The sequence below is a fragment of the Pseudaminobacter salicylatoxidans genome (assembly GCF_003148475.1).
GTDB lineage: Bacteria > Pseudomonadota > Alphaproteobacteria > Rhizobiales > Rhizobiaceae > Pseudaminobacter > Pseudaminobacter salicylatoxidans.
Map to the genome: position 1 here is coordinate 244082 of NZ_QGGG01000002.1, position 26824 is coordinate 270905.

The following is a 26824-nucleotide window of genomic DNA, read 5'->3' on the forward strand; positions in this document are numbered from 1 at the left end:
ATCGCTTGCTTCGACATAGGCCATCTCGATGAGGTAAGGTAGCATGTCGCATCGCTCGGACTCGGCCATCGTCCGCAACTGCCCGAGCATGGATTGCATATAGTCGAGTGTATCGGTCCGTCTCGTTGTAAAGGACTGCCGCATCGGTACCTCCCTGTGTCCGGCGACATACCGGTAGACGAAAAATGTGGAACGCTGACTTTTACAACCCCTGATAAGTCAAACTATATGTAATAAACCTTAAATTGCAATCCGACTTAGGTAGTCGCGGAAAAGCTGCGTCTTACGACGCAAGGTCCGTTTTTGGCCGCGGCCCCTTGACCGAATGGAAAAGGGCAGCCATGTGACGAGCCAGTTGAAAGATTTATCCGTTGCGCGCCCCCGCTTTGTCTGGGTGCCGATCTTTGGAAACAAGAACTCACATGGACGTTGTCGTCGTCGAATCTCCGGCCAAGGCCAAAACGATCAACAAGTATCTCGGGCGGAACTACAAGGTTCTGGCTTCCTACGGCCATGTGCGCGACCTGCCGGCCAAGGACGGCTCGGTCAAGCCGGACGATGATTTCTCGATGTCCTGGGAAGTCGATGGCCCCTCATCCAAGCGGCTCACCGAAATCGCCAAGGCGGTGAAGGATGCCGACGGCCTGATCCTCGCCACCGACCCTGATCGCGAGGGGGAGGCCATTTCCTGGCACGTACTGGAAGTGCTGCGGCAGAAGCGCGCGCTGAAGGACAAGCCGGTCAAGCGCGTGGTCTTCAACGCCATCACCAAGCAGTCCGTGCTCGACGCCATGGCCAATCCGCGCGAGATCGACGCGCCGCTGGTGGACGCCTATCTGGCCCGCCGCGCGCTCGACTATCTCGTCGGCTTCACGCTCTCGCCGGTTCTGTGGCGCAAGCTGCCGGGCGCACGTTCGGCCGGCCGTGTCCAGTCGGTGGCGCTGCGTCTGGTCAGCGACCGCGAGGCCGAGATCGAGCGCTTCGTGCGCGAGGAATACTGGCAGATCGCCGCCCTTCTCGACACGCCGCGCGCCGACAGGTTCGAGGCGCGGCTGACAGCCTTCGAGGGCAAGAAGCTGCAGAAGCTCGACATTTCCTCGCAGGCGCAGGCCGAAGACATCAAGGCCATGCTGGAAGGCGCTGCGTTCAAGGCGCTTTCGGTGGAGGCCAAGCCGACCAAGCGCAATCCGGCGCCTCCCTTCACCACCTCCACACTGCAGCAGGCCGCCTCCTCGCGCCTCGGCTTTTCCGCCGTGCGCACCATGCAGATCGCCCAGCGCCTGTATGAGGGCATGGACATCGGCGGCGAGACCGCCGGCCTCATCACCTATATGCGAACCGACGGCGTGCAGATGGCGCCAGAGGCGATTACCGGCGCGCGCTCCGCAATCGCTAAGGAATTTGGCGAAAAATACCTGCCGGAAAAGCCGCGCTATTATTCGGTGAAGGCCAAGAACGCCCAGGAGGCCCACGAAGCCATCCGCCCGACCGATTTTTCGCGCACGCCTGCGGCGATGCGTCCCTATCTCGATGCCGACCAGGCACGCCTCTACGAGATGATCTGGAAGCGCGCCATCGCCAGCCAGATGCAGCCGGCCGAGATCGAGCGCACCACAGTCGAGATCGAGGCGATCAACGGCTTACGTAGCGCCGGCCTGCGCGCGGTGGGCTCCGTCATCCGCTTCGACGGCTTCATCGCCGCCTATACCGAGCAGAAGGACGAGGATTCACAGGACGAGGACGACAAGCGCCTGCCTGAAATCCGGGCAGACGAAGCGCTGGCGCGCGACAAGATCCTCGCTACCCAGCACTCGACCGAGCCGCCGCCGCGCTACTCGGAAGCCTCGCTCATCAAGAAGATGGAAGAGCTGGGCATCGGCCGTCCCTCCACTTACACGGCGATCCTGAAGACGCTGGAGGACCGCGACTACGTCACCATCGATAAGCGGCGCCTCATTCCGCAATCGAAGGGGCGGCTTTTGTCGGCCTTCCTCGAAAGCTTCTTCGAGAAATATGTCGAGTACGACTTCACCGCCGACCTTGAAGAGAAGCTCGATGAGATTTCCGACGGCAAGCTTGCCTGGAAGGACGTATTGCGCGACTTCTGGAAGGATTTTTCGGCGTCCGTCGACGACATCAAGGAACTGCGCGTCACCGACGTGCTCGATGCGCTCAACGAGGTTCTGGCGCCGCTCGTCTTCCCCGAACGCGAGGACGGTTCGAACCCGCGTATCTGCCCCAAATGCGGTTCCGGCAATCTGTCGCTGAAGCTCGGCAAATACGGCGCCTTCGTCGGTTGCTCGAACTATCCCGAATGCGGCTACACCCGCCAGCTCGGTGATGCCGCAAACGGCAATGGCGAGAATGGCGCCGGGCTGGAAGACGGTACGAAATCGCTCGGCAAGGACCCTTATACCAGCGAGGAGATCACGCTGCGCAGCGGCCGCTTCGGCCCCTATCTCCAGCGCGGCGAAGGCAAGGAAGCCAAGCGCTCGAGCCTGCCCAAGGGCTGGACGCCAGCCAGCATCGACCATGAGAAGGCGGTGGCGCTGCTTTCCCTGCCGCGCGATGTCGGCAAGCATCCGGAATCCGGCAAGATGATCTCGGCCGGACTCGGCCGCTACGGCCCGTTCGTGCTGCATGACGGCACCTATGCCAACCTTGAAAGCATCGAGGATGTATTCTCGATCGGCCTGAACCGCGCGGTCTCGCTGCTGGCGGAAAAGCAGTCCAAGGGCAGAGGTCGCAATGGTGGTACGCCGGCGGCGCTGAAGGAACTCGGCGAGCACCCGGACGGCGGCGCGATTACGGTGCGCGACGGCCGCTACGGCCCCTATGTCAATCACGGCAAGATCAACGCAACCCTGCCCAAGGGCAAGGACCCGGCCAGCGTCACGCTGGAAGAGGCGCTGGTTCTGATCGCTGAGAAGGAAGCCAAGGGCGGCGGCAAGAAACCTGCACGCGCCAAGGCCTCGTCGGCCAAAAAGCCGGCAGCCAAGAAGGCAACGGGCAAGAAGACCACGGCAAGGAAAAAAGAGGAATAAACTCCTTTGGCCAAAAAACCCTCCGGGCGAAAAGACGCCGGCAAGGATGCCGGCGCGCCCAAGGCCGCACGCCCCGGAGCCAGGTCGCGCGACTTCCTCCCGACGCGCGACGACATCTTGCGCTACATCACGGAAAATCCCGACAAGAGCGGCAAACGCGATCTTGCCAAGGCTTTCTCCATCAAGGGCGAAAACCGTGTCTGGCTAAAGGACATGCTGGCCCAGCTTCAGGACGAGGGCGTGCTGGAGAAGGATCGCAAGCGGCTCATTCGTCCTGGTGCCCTGCCCCCTGTCACCGTGCTCGACATTTTCGCGCGCGACCAGGATGGCAGCCTGCTGGCGCGGGCTTCCGACCAGCCGGAAGATGCATTGCCTATCGTCGTGTCGGTCAAGGTGTCGCGCAATGGTCCCACGCCCGGCATTGGCGACCGCGTGCTTGCCAAGACCTTTGCGACCCACGCCGAGACCGGGCCGGCCTATACCGCGCGCGTGATGAAGATATTCGAGAAGCGCAACGATGCGGTTCTCGGCGTCTTCCGCATCCTGCAGGACGGTACGTTCCGCATCGAACCCGTGGAGCGACGCCAGCCCGAACTGGTTGTGGAACAGGAATTCCGCAACGGCGCGGAAAATGGCGACCTGGTGGAAGTCCTCCCCCAGCGCGCGCCGCGTTACGGCCTGCCGCGCGCCAAGGTGCTCAATGTGGTCGGCTCGCTGGCCAGCGAAAAAGCGGTCTCCATGATCGCCATCCATGCGCATGACATTCCGCATGTCTTCCCTGCTGAAGTGATTGCCGACGCCGACGCGATCAAGCCTGCCACGATGGCCCATCGCGAGGATTGGCGCGACGTGCCACTGGTGACCATCGATCCGGCCGACGCCAAGGACTATGACGATGCGGTGTTTGCCGAACCCGACACCGACGAGCGCAACCCTGGCGGCATCGTCGCCATCGTGGCCATCGCCGACGTTGCGGCCTATGTGCGCTCGGGATCCGCGCTGGATCGCGAGGCGCTGAAGCGCGGCAACTCGGTCTATTTCCCCGATCGCGTCGTGCCGATGCTGCCCGAACGTATCTCCAACGACCTCTGTTCCCTGCGCGGCGGGGAGGACCGGCCCGCATTGGCCGTACGCATGACCTTCTCGGCCGACGGTCGAAAGATCCGGCACTCCTTCCACCGCATCATGATGCGCTCGGCCGCGCGTCTGGCCTACAGCCAGGCGCAGGCAGCCATCGACGGAGCGCCCGACGATGTTACGCGACCGATCCTCGACACGATCCTGAAGCCGCTCTGGGCGGGCTATGAGGTGCTGAAGCGTGGTCGCGACTCGCGCCAACCGCTGGAGCTCGACCTGCCGGAGCGCAAGATCCTGCTGAAGCCGGACGGCACGGTCGATCGCGTGATCGTGCCCGACAGGCTCGATGCGCACAAACTCATCGAGGAATTCATGATCCAGGCCAACGTCTCGGCCGCAGAGACGCTGGAAGCCAAGAAACAGGGCCTCGTCTACCGCACGCATGACGCGCCCTCGCTGGCCAAGCAGGAAGGCCTGCGCGAATTTCTGGCCACGCTCGGGCTTTCGCTGGCGCGCGGCGCGCAGATGAAGCCGTCGCAGTTCAACCAGATTCTCAGCCGCGTGAAGGGTGCGGAACATGAAGCGCTGGTCAACGAGGTGGTGCTGCGCACGCAGAGCCAGGCGATCTACTCGCCTGAAAATCTTGGCCATTTCGGCCTCAACCTGCGGCGCTATGCGCATTTCACCTCGCCGATCCGCCGCTATGCCGACCTGATCGTCCACCGCGCGCTGATCGGCGCGTTGAAGCTCGGGCCGGACGGCATCACGCGCGCCGAGGAAGAGCGGCTGGAAGATATTTCCGAACTGATTTCCGCCACCGAGCGCCGCGCCATGGCCGCCGAGCGCGATACGGTGGACCGGCTGATCGCCGGCTATCTCGCGGGCCGCCTCAACGACACTTTCGATGCGCGCGTTTCCGGTGTCACCAAGGCGGGGCTTTTTGTCCAATTGCCGCAGTTCGGCGCTGATGGTTTTATTCCGGTGTCATCCTTGGATGGCGATTACTATATCTATGACGAGACTGCCCGAGCGCTTTTTGGAGACCGTACAGGTAAAGGCTATCAGCTTGCAGATCGCGTCGAGGTGCGCCTCGTTGAAGTCGCACCCCTCGCAGGCGCCATGCGCTTCGAAATGCTGACGGACCCGAAACCCCTGCCCGGTTCCAAACGGTCGTTCCACAAAGCAAAAGCACAGAGGTCGCGGGTCCGCGCATCACAGCCGCGCGCATCGTCCCGCAACAGGAGACACTGATGGAAACACAGGTTTTTGGTGGCGACCAGCACGTCAAACGTCCGGCACGTCCACTTTGGACGGCGATGAAACGCGGCTTCATGGGTCGCTGCCCGCATTGCGGCGAAGGGAAACTGTTCGCTTCCTTCCTGAAGCCTGTTCACCATTGCGAACACTGCGGCGAGGAAATGTTCCATCACCGCGCCGATGACCTGCCGGCCTATCTGGTCGTGGTGGTGGTGGGCCACGTCATCGTGGGTGCGTTCATGGGTGTGGAAGCAACGAGCACGCTTTCCACCTGGCAGCATCTGGCGATCTGGGTGCCATTGACGATCATCATGGCGCTTGCCTTGCTGCGGCCGACCAAGGGCGCCGTGGTGGGGCTGCAATGGGCACTTTATATGCATGGCTTCGGCGGCGAAACCGAAGAGGTCGAGGCTCTTCCGGAAACATAAATCTCCGCTGGCGCAACATTCGGTTCGTTGGAACAATTCCGTCCGGCGCCAGATTGCCTTAAAGGAATTTACATGGACGGACTGACTAAAACGCAAGTGGACAAGGCTGATAGTCGCGATTTTGCGCTCGGCCCCGGACCCAAGCGGCCACGCGATGCCGCCACCCTCATCCTTCTCGACCGCAGGGGTGACGATTTTCTGGTGCTGATGGGCAGGCGCCATGCCAGCCATGCCTTCATGCCCGGCAAGTTCGTGTTCCCCGGCGGCCGCACCGACCCCGGCGACGGACGCGTGAAGGTGGCCGATTCGCTGGAGCCGCAGGAAGAGGCGAAGATGCTCGCCACGCTGGCGCGCCGCAGCCCGACCCGAGCCCGCGCCATCGCCCTTTGCGCCATCCGCGAGACATATGAGGAAGCAGGCCTGCTCATCGGCCGCAAGGCGCCCTTCACCACGTCCGGCGACGATTGGCAGGGTTTTGTGGAGCATGGCGTCGTGCCCTCGCTACGGCCCCTGCGCCTGATCGCTCGCGCCATTACGCCGCCCGGCCGGGTGCGCCGCTTCGACACGCGCTTCCTCGCGGCCTGGCGCAGCGATGTGGCCGTGGAATTGCCGGGAGGCGGACCCACAAACGAACTTCAGGAGCTTGTCTGGCTGCCGGTGCAGGAGGCTCAGCAGGCCGATATTCCCGCTATTACCAAGACGATACTGAACGAACTTCAAGAACGACTCGCGATCGACCCCGAGCTTCGACCGGGCGCGCAGGTGCCCTTCTATCGAATGGTACGCAACAGCTTCATCCGCGACGTTTTCTGACAATTTCAGGCCCACCGGCAGATGACAGGCACCCTTGATACGCCAGCCACGGAAATCCCCATGCGCTGGCTGTCCATTTCGGCGGCCATCGCTTCCATCAGTGTCGTAGGCATCGCCATCGGGCTGGGCATGCCACTGCTCAGCATCATTCTCGAAACGCGCGGCTATTCCGCCTCGATGATCGGTCTCAATACCGCGATAGCCGGCATTGCCTCGATTGCGGCCGCACCTTTGGCCACGCCGCTGGCGGTGCGATTCGGCGTGGTTTGGACCATGCTCTGCATGATCATGATCGGGGCGCTGGCCTTCGTGGGGTTTTATTTCGCGCCGGCCTTCTGGCTGTGGTTTCCGCTGCGCGTGATGCTTCACCTGGCCCTGACGGTGCTCTTCATCCTCTCCGAATTCTGGATCAGCACCTCGGCCCCGCCGCAGCGCCGCGGACTGGTATTGGGTATCTATGCCACCGTGCTCTCGCTTGGATTCGCTGCCGGGCCGTGGCTATTCTCTCAGATGGGAAGCTCCGGTTTCCTGCCATTCGGCACGGTGTTCATGCTCGTGGTGATCGCGGCCATACCGGTTGCGGCCGCCTACCGCGAAAGCCCCACGATCATCCCCGAGGGCGGTTCGAGCGGCTTCATCCGCTATATCTGGCTGGTTCCGACCGCGACGGCGGCGGTGCTCGTGTTCGGAGCGGTGGAAACCGGGGGCTTTGCGCTGTTTCCCGTGTTCGGCAACCGGATCGGTTATTCCGAAGGGGATGCCGCGTTGCTGCTGACCATGATCGGGCTCGGCAATGTCATCATGCAGATTCCGCTCGGCATGATCTCGGACCGCATCCGGGACCGCCGGCACCTGCTGCTGCTTTGCGCGGCAGTCGGCCTTGGCGGCATGATCCTCCTGCCCCACGTCCAGTCCAACTGGAACGTGATGGCGGGCTTACTGTTCCTGTGGGGCGGCGTGGTCGCCGCACTTTACACCGTCGGGCTGGCGCATCTGGGCTCGCGCCTTTCCGGCCACGAACTGGCCAACGCCAATGCCGCGTTCGTGCTGTGTTACGGATTCGGCATGATCCTCGGCCCGCAAGCGATTGGCATCGGCATGGATACGCTCGGCACCGACGGCTTCGCCTGGTCGATCGGGCTGTTTTTTGCCGCCTATATCGTTCTCGCCGGCAGCCGGCTCGTGCTCGGCAACCGTTCCTCTTGACTTTCAGCACATGTTCTTTATGTGTCGCGACAAGTTTTCCGCATCCGGGCTTTCAGCCGTGGTCAAGCGGCCCGAACACCTCAAATAGACGGACGAACATCATGGCCAAAGCCGCAAACATCAAGATCAAGCTTCTTTCGACCGCCGATACGGGCTTCTTTTATGTGACGAGCAAGAACAGCCGCACGAAGACCGAAAAGCTGTCGTTCCGCAAGTACGACCCGGTCGCCAAGAAGCACGTCGAATTCAAGGAAACGAAGATCAAGTAATCTTCCTTCCGTTTCGAGAACGCAGAACGCCGCCCTTTCGGGCGGCGTTTTGGTTGCTGACAAACCCCTGGCGTTAGCCGGGGGTTTTTGATTCACTGGGTCATGTTGAAGCGCCCCGCCCCTCGAACAGATGCCCCTTGAGATGGTGGGGTTTGGGGGGCTGATTCCCAAGGATCATCTTCTGCGCAAAACCAAAGCCTCTCAGCCGCATACGAAAAAACCCCGCCGAAATCGACGGGGTTTGTCAGCACTCTGAGACGGGGCCTTGGTGCCCCGCCTTTCTTTATCAGGCCGCTTGCAGTGCGCGGCGCAGATCAGGCGCGATTGCCTCATCCGCCAACGTCTGGACGGCCTCGCCAAGCGTCAGCGACTGCTGGTCACGCGAACCGAGCCGGCGGATATTGACGGTTTCTTCCTCAGCTTCGCGCTTGCCGCAGACGAGAATGACCGGAACCTTGGCCAGCGAATGTTCGCGAACCTTGTAGTTGATCTTCTCGTTGCGCAGATCGGCTTCGGCCGACAGACCGGCAGCCTTCAAGCGAGCGACGACCTTGCGGGCATAGTCGTCGGCGTCCGAAGTGATCGTCGCCACCACCACCTGCAGAGGTGCAAACCACAGCGGAAAATGGCCCGCGAAGTTCTCCATCAGGATACCGAGGAAGCGCTCCATCGAGCCGCAAACGGCACGGTGGATCATCACGGGTTGCTTCTTTTCCGAATCCGCACCGATGTAGAAGGCGCCAAAACGCTCTGGCAGGTTGAAGTCCACCTGCGTGGTGCCGCACTGCCATTCGCGACCGATAGCATCCTTCAGCGTGTATTCGAACTTCGGCCCGTAGAAAGCGCCCTCGCCCGGCAGAATTCCGGTCTTGATGTTGTTCGATTTCTGCTGGATCTGCTCCAGCACCTTCATCATCACGCTTTCGGCACGATCCCAAAGATCATCGGAACCGACGCGCTTGTCAGGCCGGGTGGACAACTTGATGGTGATCTCATCGAAGCCAAAATCCTTGTAGACCGACAGGATCAGATCGTTGATGCGTAGGCATTCGGCCGCCATCTGCTCGTCGGTACAGAAGACGTGCGCATCGTCCTGCGTAAAGCCGCGCACGCGCATCAACCCGTGCAGGGCGCCCGATGGCTCGTAGCGATGCACATTGCCGAATTCGGCGAGCTTTATCGGTAGATCACGGTAAGACTTCAGACCGTGCTTGAAGATCTGAACGTGCCCGGGGCAGTTCATGGGCTTCAGCGCAAAAACGCGATCGTCTTCGGTGTCGTCGCCCGCGACAGTCACCTTGAACATGTTGTCGCGATACCAGCCCCAGTGGCCCGAGGTCTCCCAAAGCGACTTGTCCAGAACCTGCGGCGCATTGACTTCCTGATAGCCATGTTCATCGAGGCGTCGGCGCATATAGTTCACCAGCGTCTGGAACATCTTCCAGCCCTTGGCGTGCCAGAACACGACACCTGGCCCTTCTTCCTGGAAATGGAACAGGTCCATCTCGCGTCCGAGGCGGCGGTGGTCGCGCTTTTCGGCCTCTTCCAGCATGTGGAGATACTGGTCGAGTTGAGCCTGGTCGGGCCAGGCGGTGCCGTAGATGCGCGTCAGCATCGGGTTGTTGGCATCGCCGCGCCAATAGGCGCCGGCCACCTTCATCAGCTTGAAGGCGTTGCCGATCTGGCCGGTGGAAGCCATATGCGGGCCACGGCAGAGGTCGAACCATTCGCCCTGCGAATAGATCCGGAGGTCCTGATCTTCCGGAATCGCGTCGATCAGTTCGACCTTGTAGGATTCGCCCTTGTCGCGGAACACCTGCTTGGCCTTCTCACGCGACCACACTTCCTTGGTGAAGGGTTTGTTGCGGGCGATGATCTCGCGCATCTTCTTCTCGATCACCGGAAGGTCGTCCGTCGTGAAAGGTTCGTTGCGCGCAAAGTCGTAATAGAAACCGTTCTCGATCACCGGACCGATGGTGACCTGGGTGCCCGGCCAAAGCTCCTGCACGGCCTCGGCCAGCACGTGGGCGGCATCGTGGCGGATAAGCTCCAGCGCGCGCGGGTCTTCACGGGTGATGATTTCGACCGCGCCGGATTTGCCGAGCGGGTCGGACAGATCGCGAACTTGACCGTCGATGCTGTAGGCAACCGCCTTCTTGGCGAGCGACTTGGAAATCGATTCGGCCAGACCGGAACCGGTCATCGCCGCTTCATATTCGCGGACGGAGCCATCAGGGAATGTAAGGGAAACGGAATTCAGCAAAACTCTTCTCCATATCCAGTCCCGCAAACGAGCGCGGGTGGTGTCATCATTGCCGGCTCTTGGAGCCAACACCGTCTGATAGGATTTGTAACGACCCTAGTAAAGGTAGCGTTTGGGCATCGGCAACGTTGAGGCTCTTTGAGCGCTCTCGATTCGACCGCTCAGGGATGAATGGCGAAGCAGTCGAATTTCTGGTGCTTCAGCACAGTGCAAGCTCTTCCGGCAGATCTTAAATCGCTAAAGCCGTCGAAACGGACGCGAAAAAGCGTGGCGTTGCCTTTCTTCGTCGGCTCGATCTGTCCCGCGGCGTCGCTGTTGATCGCGCGGACAAACTTTCCGGCTTTTCCAAGCAACTTCTGCGCCGTCGCATGGCTCGGCACCGCCGCAATCTGGATTTGCCAGCCGGATGGCTCAAGCGCCGCCAATCCTCCATCGCCCTGCTCTATGAGCGATTCATCGATGAGATCGGCCACATGGAGAGAGTTATCCGGCCTCCATGTGGGGACAGGCACATTCCTCGCCATCAAACGGCCACCCGCGCCCTGCGTGGAAAAACGTGTCAGCAGCGCCTCCATGCGGTCATCGCGCTTGCGCGCGGTCTTTCCACCGAGAACGACACCAATGAGGTGATGGTTGTTTCGTGCGTATGAGCTCACGATGTTGTAATCAGCGGCACTGGTAAATCCGGTCTTGATGCCGTCTACCCCATCGTGCCGATACATGAGGTTATTGTGACCCCTGAGCAGTTTGCCGCGAAAAACAAAGGATCGTTTGGAAAACAAGGCATACTCGACCGGGAAATCCCTTTGCAGCGCCAGACCGAGCAGCGCCATGTCGCGAGCGGTCGTTGATTGCTTCTTGCCGTCGGTCAATCCCGATGGGTTTGTGAAGACCGTATCTCGAAGGCCGAGCCGTTTCGCGCGCTGTGTCATCAGCCGCGCGAAGTCGGATTCCGACCCCGATATATGCTCGCCAATGGCCGCCGCAGCATCATTTGCTGAGATTACGATCATGCCGTTGACCGCCTCGCGCACGCTGATCGTGTTGCGCGGTTTGACCCAGAGTTTCATCGGTATTTTGATCGACGCGTTACGAGAAACGACAACCCGGTCATCCCATTTAAGCCGTCCTGCCTTGATCGCCTCGAATGTCAGGTAAAGCGTCATCATCTTGGCAAGCGACGCTGGCGGATGAATCCGCCCCGCCTTTTCTTCCCCAAGAAAGCGCCCGCTATTCGCGTCGAGAACCGCCCACGACACATCTGCAAATGCCGTATTCACGCCCATCAACATCATGCTGGAAGCAATCGAGATGAGACAAAATTTGCGAAGGCACCGCCCCACACCATGAACCAGCATAAAAGCTCCTTGAAACGAAACTCTCGTCGGCAGAAGAAATATCCTTCAGAAATATATCTGCCGGCGAACCACTTTGGCGGCCCACTATGATGTCGCCCCACTAACGAGATGTGAATGATTTCTTAAGAGTTCCGCACAGAGCGGGAGGGTCTCTGTTCGAGCCGTTCTGCCTTATGGATCGCGATGTTTGCCGATGTGCCAGTAGCGCCATGGCGTGTACCAGCGGTATCGCTTTTCAAGCCTATCCGGCACCCGGTCGATGCCATGCGTGCCCCAGGGGCCGCAACGCATCACCCGAAAAAGTCCCATCCAGCCGCCGGCCCAGAAACCATGCCGGGCAATCGCCTCGTAGGCATATTCCGAACAGGTCGGCATGTGACGACAGGAATTGCCGACGAAACCGGACAATGTGAGCTGATAAAGCCGCACCAGCGCCGTGCCGAGAACCCGACCCGGCGTCTTGCGCCAGGGGCCGGACCAGTTGCGGCCCTGTGCAGCCGGCCGGGCCCAATGTCGATGCGGATGTTCCAGGCTCAATGCTCCGGTTCCGAAAACCAATCCTTTCCGTAAATGTCGCTTCCGCACCGCGATTGCAACAACGCGCGGACGCCCGACGCTGGGCATTTGGGCGAACACTGGCGCATCGTCGTCAACCGCAGGTGAACAGTTCGTGCTCAGCGTGGCGAATGTGAAGCACCGGCAAAGCGGCTTATCTGATATGGCGAATTGATCGCCTCCGCCGTCGCCGGCGATTGGAGGCGGTTGCGAAAACGCCACCTGCCGGCCATCCTTCCGGCACTCACGACAGAGGAACATCATGTCGGACAAGATAGAATTCGGACTCGACACGTTCGGCGACGTGACGACAGGTGCCGACGGCCAGCCGTTGCCGCAGGCGCAGGTTATTCGCAATGTGGTGGACGAGGCCGTTCTGGCCGATCAGCTCGGCATCGATTTTATCGGCGTCGGCGAACACCATCGCAACGACTTCGCGGTCTCTACGCCGGAAACCGTTCTGGCGGCAATTGCCGCGCGCACCGAACGCATTCATCTCGGCTCTTCCGTGACGGTATTGAGCTCGGACGACCCGATTCGTGTGTTCCAGCGCTTCTCCACCGTGGATGCGCTGTCGAACGGACGCGCCGAAGTGATCCTCGGTCGCGGCTCGTTCACCGAATCCTTCCCGCTGTTCGGCTACCGGCTGAACGACTACGAGACACTTTTCTCCGAAAAGCTCGACCTGTTCGCGGCATTGGCGAAAGGCGGTCCGGTCACATGGCAAGGGTCGATCCGTCCCCCGCTCAACGAGCAGAACGTTTACCCACCGACCGAATCCGGAACGCTCAAAACCTGGATCGGTGTCGGCGGCAGCCCCGAATCCGTAATCCGCGCAGCGCGTTACGACCTACCATTGATGCTTGCCATCATCGGCGGCGATCCAAAGCGCTTCCGACCCTTCGTGGATCTCTACCATCGCGCACTCGACCAACTCGGCCAGGATACAAAATCGATAGGCGTGCACTCGCCCGGCTATGTCGCCGACACCGACGAGCAGGCACGCGAGGAACTATGGCCGAACTACAAGAAGATGCACGACCGCATCGGCGCCGAGCGCGGCTGGCCGCCGACCTCGCGCGCGACATTCGATTCGGAAGCCGATATGGGCTCGCTCTATGTCGGTTCGCCTGAAACGGTTGCCCGCAAGATCGCGTCAACGGTCAAGGCCCTCGGCATTTCGCGCTTCCAGATGAAATATTCGAACGGTCCGCTGCCGCATGAGAAGATGATGCGCTCCATCGAACTCTACGGCACAAAGGTACTGCCGATGGTGCGTGACCTCCTCGCCTGACCCGCGAATCGAAAACGCCGGCTCCAGTCGAGCCGGCGTTTTCTTCTATGCCACTTCGTGCTTTTTCTCGATCTGGCCGATGCAATCCACCACCGCGTCGAAGGTCAGCATCGTCGAGGCGTGGCGTGCCTTGTAGTCACGCACCGGTTCCAGATATTTCAGGTCGGCGAAGCGCCCATTGGGCGGCGGTCCGTTTTCCTTCAGCATCTTCAGCATGGTTTCACGTACCTGGCGCAACTCATCCGCGGTCGCGCCAACCACATTGGCGGCCATGATCGAGGACGAGGCCTGACCCAACGCGCATGCCTTGACGTCATGGGCGAAATCGATGACCACGCCGTGCTCCATCTTGAGATCGACCGTCACGGTCGAGCCGCAGAGCTTGGAGTGCGCGGTCGCGGTGGCATCGGGATGCTCAAGCCGGCCTATATGTGCAATATTTCCGGCGAAACCGAGAATTTTCGCATTGTAGACGTCATCGATCATGATTTTTCCAACCGCCGCCGTTTCTAAAACAGACTGTGCTGTTTCGGCACCTTTCATTCGCATTCCAAGCACTTATATAATGCTTGAGTTCCGGCAACGGCAAGGCAGCCGCCTTCCCCGCCGGAAGTTCCTCACGCCGCTTTCGGGCCGGAATCTCCGACATCCCGCAAAAGGCTGTGGTCCGTTCAACTCGTCCCTCCTTTGAGTGGGACTACGGGAGACACCTTTCATGGACGCCGTACTCAAGAAACCGATGCCCAAATCCGACTATCTGGACAAGCCGTCTACCAATCGGCCAGACCAGGCGGAAGTCGAATCCGCAGTGCGCACATTGCTGCGCTGGACGGGCGACGATCCGGATCGCGAAGGTTTGATCGACACGCCCAAGCGCGTTGCCAAAGCATTCCTCGAAATGTTCAATGGGTACGACATGTGCCCTGCCGAGGAGCTTGGCCGCACCTTTGAGGAAGTCGCCGGATATGACGACCTCGTGCTGGTGCGTGACATCCAGTTCCACTCGCATTGCGAGCATCACATGGTGCCGATCATCGGCACCGCCCATGTCGGCTATTTGCCGGAGGGCAAGGTCGTGGGTCTTTCAAAGATCGCCCGTGTGGTCGACATCTTCGCCCACCGCCTGCAGACGCAGGAAGCCATGACCGCGCAGATCGCCAACGTCATCCAGGACGTGCTCAATCCACGCGGCGTCGCCGTCATGATCGAGGCCGAGCATATGTGCATGGCAATGCGCGGCATCCGCAAGCAGGGCTCCACGACACTGACCTCGACCTTCACCGGCGTCTTCAAGGACAGCCCTGAGGAGCAGCTTCGCTTCCTCACCATGGTGCGGCACGGCAACAAATGAGCCGGCACGCTGAAATTGCCGGCTTCGCAGAAAAGAGGAGCCGGCAATGACCGCGCCCGAATTCGAAAAAGCCCCGAACGACAAGAAAGCGCTGGAGGATGGCACGGCCTTCACGCCGCGCTTCGATGCAAATGGCCTCGTCACCGCCGTCGTCACCGACGCGGGGGACGGCATACTGCTGATGGTCGCGCATATGAATGCCCAGGCGCTGGCGCTGACAATAGAAACCGGCATCGCGCATTACTGGTCACGCTCGCGCAACGCGCTGTGGAAAAAGGGGGAAACCTCGGGCAATTTCCAGCACGTCGTGGAGATGCGCACTGACTGCGATCAGGATGCCGTGTGGTTGCGCGTAAATGTATTGGGCCACGATGCAACCTGTCACACCGGCAGGCGTTCCTGCTTCTACCGGAAAGTGGAAAGGAGGGATGGCATCGTCACTTTGACCGGCGACGGTTCCGCGCCGCTTTTCGACGCGAAAAAGACATATCTCGACGCCACATAACAAGTCTCAGGCGTCAAAAACGGATTCATTCTTTCGATACGTCCTGCATCTATCCTCGACGCAGGACATGGGGAGATTGCGATGCTCGAATGGGCGTCATTGCGCAACAGACCTGATGTACGGGAAGTAGAGCGCCCCGCCACTCCCGATGCATTGCCCGATCCCAAATCCGCACGAAAATCCGGAATCGCACTGGCACTCGGCGGAGGCGCCGCGCGCGGCTGGGCCCATATCGGCGTCTTGCGGGCGCTGGAAGAGGCCGGTGTCGAGATCGACATGATCGCCGGCACCTCGATTGGCGCGCTGGTTGGCGGCTGCTATCTCGCCGGCAAGCTGGATGAACTGGAGGATTTCGCCCGCAGCCTCACCAAGCGGCGCATTTTCGGCCTGCTCGATTTCCGTCTCGGCGGCAGCGGCCTGCTCGGCGGCATGAAGCTGACTGCGCGGATGCAGGAGCATCTTTCCGGCCTGCGATTCGAAGACCTGCCCAAGCCCTTCGTCTGCGTAGCCGCCGAAATCCGCACCGGACATGAGATCTGGCTGTCGAGCGGTTCGCTGATCACGGCGATGCGCGCATCTTATGCGCTGCCCGGCGTGTTCGAACCGGTCGTAGCCAACAAGCGGGTGCTTGTGGACGGCGCTCTGGTCAATCCGGTTCCCGTTTCGGTGTGCCGCGCCTATGAGCAACGGCTGGTGGTGGCGGTGAACCTGCATTACGACCTGTTCGGCCGCGCCGCTGTCATCAAGCACAGCGCCGGCGAGCTTCTCGTCGAGAGCGACGTGCCCGCAGGTCATCATCCTCTCGGCGCGTTTTCGCGCGACAGCAGGCTGGGCATCACCGGCGTGATGGTCGAAGCCTTCAACATCATTCAGGATCGCATTTCACGCGCACGGCTTGCTGGTGATCCGCCGGACCTTTCGCTGCAACCGAAGCTCGGTCATATCGGCCTGTCGGAATTCCATCGCGCCGACGAAGCCATCCGGCTCGGCTATGAGGCGACACAGGCGCAGCTGGCTGAACTGAACCGCTTGCAGACCGTTCTTGCTTAGAGCAGCGGACGGTTCTGACGAACGCGGTTCCGCTGCCCCAGCTTGGCCGCATTTATGCGACGCCAGACGATTCCGTCTGGCTGCAAAATGCTCCAGCCGTTTTCACCGCATGATCATTCGATCAGGGCGCCGGCGCCGCGTCGATGATGCGGAATTGCACGCTCCTGTTGCCGTTCCAGTAATTGGATGACAGCGAACCGGCGACATGCACCGCACCACCCCGGCTCTTGAACAGGAAATCACCGAGTGCGGTATCCGCCGCCCGGAAGGCGATCGCCTGGATGCGGCCGCCGCCATCGGAGCGCAGATCGACACGTATATGTGACGTTCCGACCAGCCGCGCATCGAGGAGCCGGTGGCGCGGCAGCACGAAAACCGGAGCGACATGGCCGGCCCCGAACGGTCCGGCGCGCTCCAGCGTATCCAGCAGGTTGGTCGTGGCGCCATCGGCGGCAAGAGCGGCGTCGATCGGCAGGCTCTCTTCGCTTTGCAGGCGAAACACATCGGCGGCCGCCCGTTCCTCGAAAAAGGCGCGCAATGCGCCGAGCTTATCTCGCTCGACGGTGATGCCCGCCGCCATGGCGTGGCCGCCGCCCTTGACGATCAGCCCCTTGTCATGCGCCTCGCGCACCAGCCTGCCGAGATCGAAGCCCGGCACTGAACGGCCCGAGCCGGTGCCGACGCCGTTTCCATTGAAGGCAATGGCGAAGGCCGGACGCCGTGCATGTTCCTTCAGCCGCGAGGCGAGCAGGCCGACGATGCCGGGATGCCAGTCCGGGCTGGCGGTGACGATCACCGCAGGCCCCTGCCCGCCCAGCGTTTCGGCATCGGCCTCGGCGCGTGCCTCGGCGAGCATCTCCTGCTCCATAGCCTGCCGTTCCTGGTTCAGCCGGTCGAGCGTCTCGGCGATCTTGCCGGCCTCCACGGGATCGTCGGTCGCAAGCAGCCGGCTGCCGAGTGCGGCATCGCCGATGCGTCCGCCAGCATTGATGCGCGGGCCGATGAGGAAAGCGAGATGGAAAGCGTTGATCGGCTCGCCGATGCGCGAGACACGCGCCAGCGCCGCCAGCCCCGCGTTGCGCTGCTGGCGAATGGCGATCAACCCTTTGACCACAAAAGCACGGTTCACACCGGTCAGCGGGACCACGTCGCACACTGTCGCCAGCGCCACCAGATCGAGCATCGACAAAAGATCGACCGGTGGCTGGGCCGGGCGCTCCTTGCGCAAAAGCTTTGCGGTCTGCACCAGGGTCAGAAAAACGACGCCTGCGGCGCAAAGATGCCCCTGCCCCGACAGATCGTCCTCCCGATTGGGATTGACCACGGCAATGGCCGCCTCCGGCAGCGCCCCGCCGACCTGGTGGTGGTCGAGCACGACGACATCCGCACCCGCTTCACGCGCCGCCGCGATTGCGGCCGCACTGTTGGTCCCGCAATCAACCGTCACGATCAGACGCGCTCCGCGCGCCACCAGTTCGCGCATGGCATCCGGGTTCGGCCCATAGCCTTCGAAAATGCGATCCGGAATGTAGATTTCGGACTCGACGCCGTAATGGACCAGAAAGCGTTTCAGCAGCGCCGAGGACGCCGCCCCATCGACGTCATAATCGCCGAAAATAGCCACGCGCTCGCGGCGCAGGATGGCCGCAACGATACGCCCGGCAGCCTTCTCCATGTCGGTCAGCGTTTCCGGATTCGGCAAGAGATCCCGGATGGTCGGATCGAGAAAGCGCTCGGCGTCTTCCGCCCCCACACCGCGCCCGGCCAGCACGCGCGCGACGATATCCGGCACGCCATGCCCCTGCGCGATGGCGAGCGCGGTCATCTCCTGCCGTTCGTTCAGCCGATGCTCCCACGCGAGTCCGGTGGCCGAGCGCTTCACGTCCAGAAAAAAACGTTTCTCGGCCGTCATGCGCCGTTCAATCCCTCATCCATGAGTGCAGGATAAGGGATCGCCCGGCAAAGCCAAACAGGCTGCGGCATGGAAGACGTGGACAGTACAACGCGAATTACTGGAATTTCTCCAGATCCTGGTGCCGCGCCTTGATGGAACGCACGGTGCGCGACGAGGAGCGCAGCACGATCGTGTCGGTGGTGATCGAGCTGGAGCCGAACTTCACGCCCGACAGCATGTTGCCGTCGGTCACGCCGGTTGCGGCGAACAGCACGTCGCCGCGCGCCATTTCCTCGATGCGATAGACCTTGTTGGGGTCGGAAATGCCCATCTTGGCCGCGCGTGCAACCTTTTCGGGCGAGTCGAGCATCAGCCGGCCCTGCATCTGGCCGCCGATGCAGCGCAACGCAGCCGCAGCCAGCACACCTTCGGGTGCACCGCCCGTACCCATATAGATGTCGATGCCGGTTTCTTCCGGGTCGGTCGTGTGGATGACGCCAGCCACGTCACCGTCGCCGATCAGGCGGATGGCAGCACCGGTGCTGCGCACGGCCTCGATAAGCCTGGCGTGGCGCGGGCGGTCGAGAATACAGGCGGTGATCTCGCTCACCGGTACGCCCTTGGCCTTGGCCAGGTTATGGATATTCTCGACAGGCGAGGCATCGATATCGATGACGCCATCGGTATAGCCCGGACCGACCGCGATCTTGTCCATATAGACGTCCGGCGCAAACAGCAGGCTGCCCTTCTCGGCAATGGCGATGACGGCCAGCGCGTTGGGCAGATTCTTGGCGCAAATGGTGGTGCCTTCCAGCGGGTCGAGTGCGATATCGACCTCCGGTCCCTCACCCGCTCCGACCTCTTCGCCGATGTAGAGCATCGGCGCTTCGTCGCGTTCGCCTTCGCCGATCACCACCGTGCCCTTGATGGCAAGGCGGTTGAGTTCGGCGCGCATGGCATCGACTGCGACCTGATCGGCCGCCTTCTCGTCGCCGCGCCCGCGCAGGCGTGCGGCAGCGACGGCGGCGCGTTCGGTCACGCGCACGAGTTCCATGGTCAGGATACGGTCGAGGCCGGCTGCGTCATTCTTCGCCATAATTGAACATTCCCATGAAATCTGGTGGTTACGCCGCCCTTGGACGGCTCCTGCGAACCCTTGTGTCAAAGTGAGATGACAACAGCAAGACCCGCCGGTCGCACTTGTTGCAACCGGCCGAAACCTCAATCGATTAAGGTGTGGGAAGTGTTGCCGGGCGTTGCTCCAAACGCTGGCAGGCGCGGAGTGGCGCTGAAACGAAAAGCGGCGCGAACCGGCTTGGGTTCGCGCCACTGCGGATCGAAAAATCCTGTCTGGAAGCTGCTTACCCAGCCCGCTCGATGCGGATGACCTGCGGCTTGTCGATCAGGTGGCCGTCCTTGGTCACGCCTTCCACGGCCTTGCGCACTGCCGCTTCGGTCGTTTCATGGGTGACGAGGATGACGGTCTTGCTGCCGTCGCCCTCGGCATTGACGCCATGCTGAACGATCGATTCCAATGAAATCTCGTTGTCGGCCATCCGCTTGGCGACAGCGGCGAAAACGCCGACGCGGTCATGCACGGTAAGGCGAATGAAATAGCCCCCGGCATGACTGCGCATCTGCGCCTTCTTGTAGGGCTTCAGCTCCCTAGCCGGACGCCCGAACACCGGGCCGTGCTGGAAGCCCGGACGGCTCTTGGCGATGTCGGCAATGTCGCCGACAACGGCCGAAGCGGTGGCATTGCCGCCGGCGCCGGGGCCTGAAAGCAGAAGTTCGCCCAGAATGTCGGTCTCGACGGCCACGGCGTTGGTTACGCCATGCACCTGCGCGATCACGGACGAAGTCGGCACCATGGTCGGATGCACACGCTGCTCGATGCCCGTTTCAGTCTGCAAGGCGACGCCCAGCAGCTTGATGCGGTAGCCGAGTTCGCCCGCGGCGCGGATATCGGCCTGACTGATATTGCTGATGCCTTCCATATAGATGTTGTCGGCCGAAATCTTGCAACCGAAGGCAAGGCTGGTCAGGATCGACAGCTTGTGGGCCGTGTCATGGCCCTCGATGTCGAAGGTGGGGTCGGCTTCCGCGTAGCCCAGGTGCTGGGCATCCCTCAGGCAGTCATCGAACGACAAGCCCTCGGCTTCCATGCGGGTCAGGATGTAGTTGCAGGTGCCGTTGAGAATACCGAAAACGCGCGAGACATTATTGCCGGCCATGGCCTCGCGCATGGTCTTGATGATCGGGATACCACCGGCAACCGCTGCCTCGTAATTGAGCAGGACGCCCCTGCTCTCGGCGATTTCGGCAAGCGCCACACCGTGTTTGGACAGCAGTGCCTTGTTGGCGGTGACGACATGCCGGCCAGCCTCGAGCGCGGCTTTTACGCTCGCCAGCGCAGGTCCATCATCACCGCCGATCAGCTCGATGAAAACATCGATGTCGGCCGTCCTGGCCAGTTCGACCGGATCGTCGAACCACTGCGCGGCGGAGAGATCGACGCCCCGGTCGCGATTGCGGTCGCGCGCGGACGCTGCGGCAACGGTTATGGGCCGGCCGCACTGGCGGGTAAGCTCCGTCGCCTTCTCGGTCAGTACCCGCGCCACGGAGGCGCCGACTGTGCCGAGGCCGGCAATTCCAACACGCAAAGCTTCGGCCATGTCCCGCTACGCCCTCAAATCAATGTTTTCGTGAAAAGTCGTTCAGCGCCGCGCCGCCAGGGTCACGACATTGTCCGGCGACACGGCCTCGGAGGCGAGGAACCGCTTGATGTTGCGTGCTGCCTGCCGGATGCGATGCTCATTCTCGACCAATGCGATGCGCACGAAGTCGTCGCCATATTCGCCGAAGCCGATGCCGGGCGCGACGGCCAGGTCGGCCTTTTCGATCAGCAGTTTCGAGAACTCCAGCGAGCCGAGCTTCCGGAAAGGTTCGGGGATCGGGGCCCAGGCAAACATCGTCGCCGCCGGGGCCGGAACGTTCCAGCCGGCGCGGCCAAAGGCGTCCACCATCACGTCGCGGCGCTTGTGGTAGATGTCGCGCACTTCAGCAATATCCGAACCGTCGCCGTTGAGTGCTGCGGTCGCCGCCACCTGAATCGGCGTGAAGGCGCCGTAGTCGAGATAAGACTTCACCCGCGTCAGCGCAGCGATCAGCCGCTCATTGCCGACCGCAAACCCCATGCGCCAGCCGGGCATGGAGAAGGTCTTCGACATCGAGGTGAATTCGACCGCGACGTCCATGGCTCCCGGCACTTCCAGCACGGACGGCGGCGGATTGTCGTCGAAATAGATTTCCGAATAGGCGAGATCGGAAAGGATGATGATTTCGTGCTTCTTCGCGAAGGCGACCACATCCTTGTAGAAGTCGAGTGAGGCGACGAGCGCCGTCGGGTTCGACGGATAGTTGAGGATGAGCGCCAGCGGCTTGGGGATGGAATGGCGCATGCCCCGCTCCAGCGCGGGGATGAAATTGTCGTCCGGCTCGGCCGGCAGCGAGCGGATGACGCCGCCCGACATGATGAAGCCGAAGGCATGGATCGGATAGGTCGGGTTCGGGCACAGGATCACATCACCCGGTGCGGTGATGGCCTGCGCCATGTTGGCGAAGCCTTCCTTGGAGCCTAGCGTGGCAACGATTTGCGTGTCCGGATTGAGCTTCACGCCGAAGCGGCGCGCATAATAATTGGCCTGGGCGCGTCGCAGGCCGGGAATGCCGCGCGAGGACGAATAGCGATGCGTGCGCGGATCGCGCACCACTTCACACAGCTTGTCCACGATCGCCTTGGGCGTCGGCAGGTCGGGATTGCCCATGCCCAGATCGACAATGTCGGCGCCCCTGGCGCGGGCGGCGGCCTTCAGCCGATTTACCTGTTCGAAGACATAGGGCGGAAGGCGACGAACCTTGTGAAACTCTTCCATCTCAGTTCCAGCGATTGGGATCAGAGCCGCGATATATACCCATCCCGCAGCGCGGTCGAGGCATCATTTCCCTTCGATTTCCGAGAGGGTCTTCTGGGCGTGCGTCGCGGCAAGCTTCTTCAGCAATTCCTCGTCGCTCGGCACCGCTCCGCCTTCCGCCTCCTGCGAGGACTGCGCCGTCTTCAGTTCGGAAAGCTTTTCAGCCTTCTCCGCATCGCTGATCTGGCTGGCCGCCGACTGGGGCGGAATGTTGAGATTGGGAAAGGTTCCGGTGTTGCGGGCTTGCCCCGAAGAAAGCCCCGAGGGGCTGGAGGTGTCCACGATCTGTGTGTCGGTGCTGGTGCAGGCCGAAAGCTGGAACAGAGCCATTGCCACGGCCACGCCCGCGAGCGCCGACCGCACTGGGGAAAAAATGTCTCCGCCGGCAAGCTTCGTCATATTAATTCCTCTAAGGCTCTACTACACGACATTGATCTTGTTGGACCCGTTCCGACGTCTCATTATGTGTCTTATAGTAACGCCTGAGGAGGACAAGCGCGAACCATGTCGAAGGCAGCCGATTCGGGCAAGACAGATACCGAACAGACCTCCTCTGTCGAGCAGTATCTCGTCAAGGATCCGGAACGCTTCGCGCTCAATCTTGCCCGCATGGTCGAACAGGCCGGCAAGGCCGCTTCCGCGTGGGTGGAACCGCGCGAGAGGGGCGAGATACGCGACAGCGTTTCCGAGCCCATGGCCGACATGGTCAAGACGTTCTCCAAGCTCACCGAATACTGGTTGTCCGATCCCTCCCGGGCGCTGGAAGCCCAGACGCGACTGCTCTCAGCATATATGAACGTTTGGGCGAATGCGATCCAGCGCATGAGAACCGGCGAAGAAACCGCGCCGCCCCCGCTCTCGCCCGCCCCGGTGGAGCCCGAGAAGGGCGACAAGCGTTTCCAGGATCCCGAATGGGGCCGCAACGCCTTCTTCGATTTCCTGAAGCAAACCTATCTGGTCACCACCCGCTGGGCGAACGACCTGGTGGAGCAGGCCGAAGGGCTGGACGAGCACACGCGCCACAAGGCGAGCTTTTACGTCAAGCAGGTCTCCAACGCGATCTCGCCGTCGAATTTCATCCTCACCAACCCGGAACTGTTCCGCGAAACCGTCGCAAGCAACGGCGAAAATCTGGTGCGCGGCATGAAGATGCTCGCCGAGGACATTCAGGCAGGTCACGGCGACCTCAAGCTGCGTCAGGCGGATTCGTCGCAATTCGAAGTCGGTCGCAACATGGCAACGACGCCCGGCAAGGTGGTCGGCCGCAGCGATGTGGCCGAAATCATCCAGTACAGCCCCGCAACCGAAACCGTGCTGAAGCGGCCGCTGCTGATCTGCCCGCCCTGGATCAACAAGTTCTACATCCTCGACCTCAACCCGCAGAAATCCTTCATCCGCTGGGCAGTCGAGCAGGGCCACACGGTATTCGTCATCTCATGGATCAATCCCGATGAGCGGCACGGCTTGAAGGATTGGGAAGCCTATATCCGCGAGGGCCTGCAATATGGGCTCGACACGGTGCAGACCGCGACGGGCGAACGCGAGGTCAATGTCATCGGCTATTGCGTCGGCGGAACGCTGCTGGCGGCGGCTCTGGCGCTGCTGGCGCAGGAGGGCGACGACCGGATCAGGTCGGCCACCTTCTTCACCACACAGGTAGATTTTACTTTCGCCGGAGATCTCAAGGTCTTCGTTGACGAGGACCAGATTGCCGCACTCGAGCGCGCCATGCGCGGCAAGGGCTATTTGGAAGGCAACAAGATGGCCACCGCCTTCAACATGTTACGTTCCGGCGACCTGATCTGGCCTTATGTCGTGAACAATTATATGCGCGGCAAGGATCCCCTGCCCTTCGATCTGCTTTACTGGAATTCCGATTCCACGCGGATGACCGCCGCCAATCATTCCTTCTATCTGCGCAACTGTTATCTGCAGAACAATCTGTCGCAAGGGCGCATGGAATTGGCCGGCAGAACGGTCTCGCTGCACGACATAATGATTCCCGTCTACAACCTTGCTGCTCGCGAAGACCATATCGCACCGGCTCTTTCGGTGTTCCTTGGCTGCAAATATTTCGGCGGGCCGGTGGAGTTCGTGATGGCCGGGTCCGGTCATATCGCCGGCGTGGTGAACCCGCCCGCCCAAAACAAATACCAGTACTGGACCGGTGGCGAACCGACCGGCGATTTCACCGAATGGACCGCAAAAGCCGCGGAAAATATGGGCTCCTGGTGGCCGCACTGGCAAAACTGGATAACCCGGCAGGACGATACGCGGGTTGCGGCGCGAAAACCGGGCGAGCGCACGCCGATTCTCGACGATGCGCCAGGCACCTATGTCAGGGTGCGCGTGTAACACATTGTAATGTGCGGTGAATTGACCTTCACGCCAAACCGGGCGAAATGGTGGCGCGGCAACATGCTCTTGCCTTATTTGCGCCCTGGCACGGTTTTTGATCCGGGGCACGACAAATTCGTCAGGTTCTGATTCCGGCTGCGGAAACATAATCGATCGATTGATCCATTACCGCGGCCAGTGCAGATCGGCGCCGAAACGACAGGAAGGGGACGGGCTTGACAGCAGCAGGCATTCGCTTTGCAAAACGGGGGAGTCATGCCGTTCTGGCCGCCCTTGTCTCTGCGCTGCTCGCTTCCTGCACGTCCACCAGCGATCCGAACCTGGATTTCAATCTTCCCGCATACAACGCCTCGGCCAGCCAGCCGAATGTTGAAACCGCCGCGGCGCAAACCGATTCCGCGACGATGACCATCACCCAGAACGCCGAGGCCGGCAGCCCGGCTGTCGCCACGGTGATGGACGAGAACGATCGCGAACTGCCGGTGGCCGTCGCCTACCTGCCCACGTCCCGTCCTGCCGCGGGCGGAACGATTTCGCTGCAACAGGCGGTGGAAGCCGAAGCAGAGGCGGAACGTCTTGCAGCCGTCCCTGCACCAGCGGAAAAGCAGCAGGTGGAGGCTAAAACGGAAACCGTGGCGCAGGCGCCACTGCCTTCGGCACGTCCTGGCGAGAAGCCCGAGACCGCCGCGGCAAAGCCCGCCGCCGCACAGGCACCGCAAACGGCACAGGCGGAAACCTCCGCTGAAGGGGGTGATGCGGGCTCCGTGACCGCCGCGAACGAAACGGCAAAGACCGAAACCCCGAAGAAGAAGAGTTTCTTCGCGTCGCTGTTCGGTTCTTCGTCCTCCGCATCCTCAGCGACGTCCTCTTCCGATCGCGGCGCGCCTTCCCCGGCCGCCAAGCCGTTTGTCGCGACGAACGCCGCCGCCAAACCACTGATCGACACCAAAACATCCGCGACGCCGAAGCCTGATGCCAAACCGATCATCCAACTCGCTTCGGCCAACTCGCCGGCCAAACCGCTTGCGCTTGCTTCGGCCGGTGGCATGAGCGACCTGCCCGGTGTTCGGCAGAGCGAACTTTTTGAGATCAAACGCAAATCCGGCATCGATGACGACAGCGACGTCGATCTTCATGAGGAAGAGGACGGCGGTCCGATTCAAGTTGCCTCGGCCGCCGGTATGGCGCGACTGGCGCCCAACGGCTTGTTGCGACAAACCGAAAATGTAGACGTCGCCTGCCTGAAACCCTCACTGGTTCGGGTGCTCAAGAGCATCGAGCAGCATTATGGCAGCAAGATCGTCGTGACGTCGGGCTTTCGCGACCCGTCTCGCAATCGCCGTGCCCGCGGCGCCAAGAACTCGCTGCATATGTATTGTGCGGCTGCAGACGTACAGGTTCCCGGCGTAAGCAAGTGGGAACTGGCCAATTTTGTGCGCTCCATGCCCGGACGTGGCGGTGTCGGCACCTATTGCCATACCAACTCGGTGCATGTGGATGTAGGCCCCGAACGCGACTGGAACTGGCGCTGCAGCCGTCGCCGTTAGAGCACGATCCCGAACCGAAGGATCGGGTCGGTAAAAGCGGGAACCGATAAAAGGTCAGGCCCAAACGACTGGAGAGAGTCGGACACGACTCGAAAAACGTGATCAGCCTGGTGGCGTGATCGGCAGCATCACCTTTTCCGCAGGAACGTCGCAAGGCCACCCTGCCACGATTCGAAATTCGCGGACGTCGACAATATCGAATCGTTTCAAGCTGATCGCAGGGTTTCCGGTCGCGTAACGGCCCCTTCATGATGGTGCAGAATCAGATTCAGCGCGCATATTTTCCCATCCTCCCTGGTTCCTCGGCATCATTTCGACCCTATCAACAGGTTCCGTCGCTCGTTTACGAAAAAAGTTTGAAAAGACGCCGAAGACGGCTTGCCGACCACCAATTGCCTGACTATAAGGCCCTCATCTTCACCGCGCGCCCATCGTCTAGCGGTTAGGACGCCGCCCTTTCACGGCGGAAACAGGGGTTCGATTCCCCTTGGGCGTACCACATTTTCCTTGATATTGTTACGGGTTACAGCTTACGCAGACCGATGCGGAAGATACCGCTGCGGTACTTGGCCACCGGATCC

General features: G+C 61.4%; 21 protein-coding genes and 1 tRNA gene. 13 read left to right on the forward strand and 9 right to left on the reverse strand.

Features of this window, described 5'->3' with window-relative positions; translation table 11 throughout:
• Positions 1-422 precede the first annotated feature (422 nt).
• From topA to rpmG, 6 genes are all read left to right on the forward strand, one after another.
• Positions 423-3044 carry a type I DNA topoisomerase gene (topA, locus tag C7441_RS03795; protein ID WP_109611765.1) on the forward strand — a complete coding sequence of 874 codons (2622 nt, stop codon included), beginning with the start codon at positions 423-425 and terminating at the stop codon, positions 3042-3044.
• A gap of 6 nt (positions 3045-3050) precedes the next feature.
• Complete coding sequence (gene rnr, locus C7441_RS03800) at positions 3051-5372, forward strand: ribonuclease R (RefSeq protein WP_109611766.1); 2322 nt, start codon at positions 3051-3053, stop codon at positions 5370-5372.
• The gene (locus C7441_RS03805; protein WP_019173402.1) at positions 5372-5806 is read left to right on the forward strand and encodes a DUF983 domain-containing protein; all 435 of its coding nucleotides are present in this window, start codon (positions 5372-5374) and stop codon (positions 5804-5806) included. The genes rnr and C7441_RS03805 overlap by 1 nt, the downstream gene beginning before the upstream one ends.
• A gap of 72 nt (positions 5807-5878) precedes the next feature.
• Positions 5879-6619: an NUDIX hydrolase gene (locus C7441_RS03810; protein WP_019173401.1), complete on the forward strand. Its 741-nt coding sequence runs from the start codon at positions 5879-5881 to the stop codon at positions 6617-6619.
• 60 nt (positions 6620-6679) lie between these two features.
• Positions 6680-7825, forward strand: coding sequence for an MFS transporter (locus C7441_RS03815; protein ID WP_109611767.1), 1146 nt, complete (start codon positions 6680-6682; stop codon positions 7823-7825).
• A 101-nt stretch (positions 7826-7926) separates the two neighbouring features.
• Entirely contained in the window at positions 7927-8094 is a 168-nt protein-coding gene (rpmG, locus tag C7441_RS03820) for a 50S ribosomal protein L33 (RefSeq protein ID WP_019173400.1), read from the forward strand.
• Positions 8095-8380: 286 nt separating this feature from the next.
• Here rpmG and thrS read toward each other — a convergent pair whose 3' ends face one another.
• From thrS to yidD, 3 genes are all read right to left on the reverse strand, one after another.
• A complete protein-coding gene (gene thrS / locus C7441_RS03825) occupies positions 8381-10357 on the reverse strand; it encodes a threonine--tRNA ligase (protein ID WP_109611768.1) in 1977 nt (658 codons plus the stop codon).
• A 161-nt stretch (positions 10358-10518) separates the two neighbouring features.
• A complete protein-coding gene (locus tag C7441_RS03830; RefSeq protein ID WP_342353263.1) occupies positions 10519-11715 on the reverse strand; it encodes a serine hydrolase in 1197 nt (398 codons plus the stop codon).
• A gap of 171 nt (positions 11716-11886) precedes the next feature.
• Positions 11887-12252: a membrane protein insertion efficiency factor YidD gene (gene yidD, locus C7441_RS03835; RefSeq protein WP_109611769.1), complete on the reverse strand. Its 366-nt coding sequence runs from the start codon at positions 12250-12252 to the stop codon at positions 11887-11889.
• A gap of 280 nt (positions 12253-12532) precedes the next feature.
• On the opposite strand from yidD, the gene C7441_RS03840 reads away from it, so the two are divergent.
• Positions 12533-13564, forward strand: coding sequence for an LLM class flavin-dependent oxidoreductase (locus C7441_RS03840; RefSeq protein ID WP_109611770.1), 1032 nt, complete (start codon positions 12533-12535; stop codon positions 13562-13564).
• A 45-nt stretch (positions 13565-13609) separates the two neighbouring features.
• Here the strand turns inward: C7441_RS03840 and C7441_RS03845 are convergent, their stop codons facing one another.
• A complete protein-coding gene (locus C7441_RS03845) occupies positions 13610-14050 on the reverse strand; it encodes an iron-sulfur cluster assembly scaffold protein (RefSeq protein WP_109611771.1) in 441 nt (146 codons plus the stop codon).
• A 229-nt stretch (positions 14051-14279) separates the two neighbouring features.
• On the opposite strand from C7441_RS03845, the gene folE reads away from it, so the two are divergent.
• From folE to C7441_RS03860, 3 genes are all read left to right on the forward strand, one after another.
• Positions 14280-14915 (forward strand): GTP cyclohydrolase I FolE, encoded by a 636-nt coding sequence (gene folE / locus C7441_RS03850; RefSeq protein ID WP_109611772.1) that lies wholly within the window; start codon positions 14280-14282, stop codon positions 14913-14915.
• Between the two features lie 46 nt (positions 14916-14961).
• Positions 14962-15420 carry a phosphoribosyl-AMP cyclohydrolase gene (gene hisI, locus C7441_RS03855; protein WP_109611773.1) on the forward strand — a complete coding sequence of 153 codons (459 nt, stop codon included), beginning with the start codon at positions 14962-14964 and terminating at the stop codon, positions 15418-15420.
• Between the two features lie 81 nt (positions 15421-15501).
• Entirely contained in the window at positions 15502-16470 is a 969-nt protein-coding gene (locus C7441_RS03860) for a patatin-like phospholipase family protein (RefSeq protein WP_026060644.1), read from the forward strand.
• Positions 16471-16591: 121 nt separating this feature from the next.
• Here C7441_RS03860 and recJ read toward each other — a convergent pair whose 3' ends face one another.
• From recJ to C7441_RS03885, 5 genes are all read right to left on the reverse strand, one after another.
• Positions 16592-18382, reverse strand: a complete 1791-nt coding sequence (gene recJ, locus C7441_RS03865) for a single-stranded-DNA-specific exonuclease RecJ (RefSeq protein ID WP_109611774.1) — start codon at positions 18380-18382, stop codon at positions 16592-16594.
• A gap of 97 nt (positions 18383-18479) precedes the next feature.
• Entirely contained in the window at positions 18480-19460 is a 981-nt protein-coding gene (gene glpX, locus C7441_RS03870) for a class II fructose-bisphosphatase (protein WP_109611775.1), read from the reverse strand.
• Positions 19461-19725: 265 nt separating this feature from the next.
• Positions 19726-21039, reverse strand: a complete 1314-nt coding sequence (locus tag C7441_RS03875; RefSeq protein ID WP_109611776.1) for a homoserine dehydrogenase — start codon at positions 21037-21039, stop codon at positions 19726-19728.
• Positions 21040-21081: 42 nt separating this feature from the next.
• Positions 21082-22299 carry an LL-diaminopimelate aminotransferase gene (locus tag C7441_RS03880; RefSeq protein WP_109611777.1) on the reverse strand — a complete coding sequence of 406 codons (1218 nt, stop codon included), beginning with the start codon at positions 22297-22299 and terminating at the stop codon, positions 21082-21084.
• Positions 22300-22362: 63 nt separating this feature from the next.
• On the reverse strand, positions 22363-22737 hold the full coding sequence (locus tag C7441_RS03885) for a hypothetical protein (protein WP_109611778.1): 375 nt from the start codon (positions 22735-22737) through the stop codon (positions 22363-22365).
• 105 nt (positions 22738-22842) lie between these two features.
• On the opposite strand from C7441_RS03885, the gene C7441_RS03890 reads away from it, so the two are divergent.
• The 3 genes from C7441_RS03890 to C7441_RS03900 all read left to right on the forward strand — a co-directional run bounded on the left by C7441_RS03890 (position 22843) and on the right by C7441_RS03900 (position 26742).
• Positions 22843-24693 (forward strand): PHA/PHB synthase family protein, encoded by a 1851-nt coding sequence (locus C7441_RS03890; protein WP_109611779.1) that lies wholly within the window; start codon positions 22843-22845, stop codon positions 24691-24693.
• A 458-nt stretch (positions 24694-25151) separates the two neighbouring features.
• Positions 25152-26243 carry a YcbK family protein gene (locus tag C7441_RS03895; protein ID WP_483407026.1) on the forward strand — a complete coding sequence of 364 codons (1092 nt, stop codon included), beginning with the start codon at positions 25152-25154 and terminating at the stop codon, positions 26241-26243.
• A 424-nt stretch (positions 26244-26667) separates the two neighbouring features.
• Positions 26668-26742 (forward strand) — tRNA-Glu (locus C7441_RS03900).
• Positions 26743-26824: the final 82 nt, after the last annotated feature.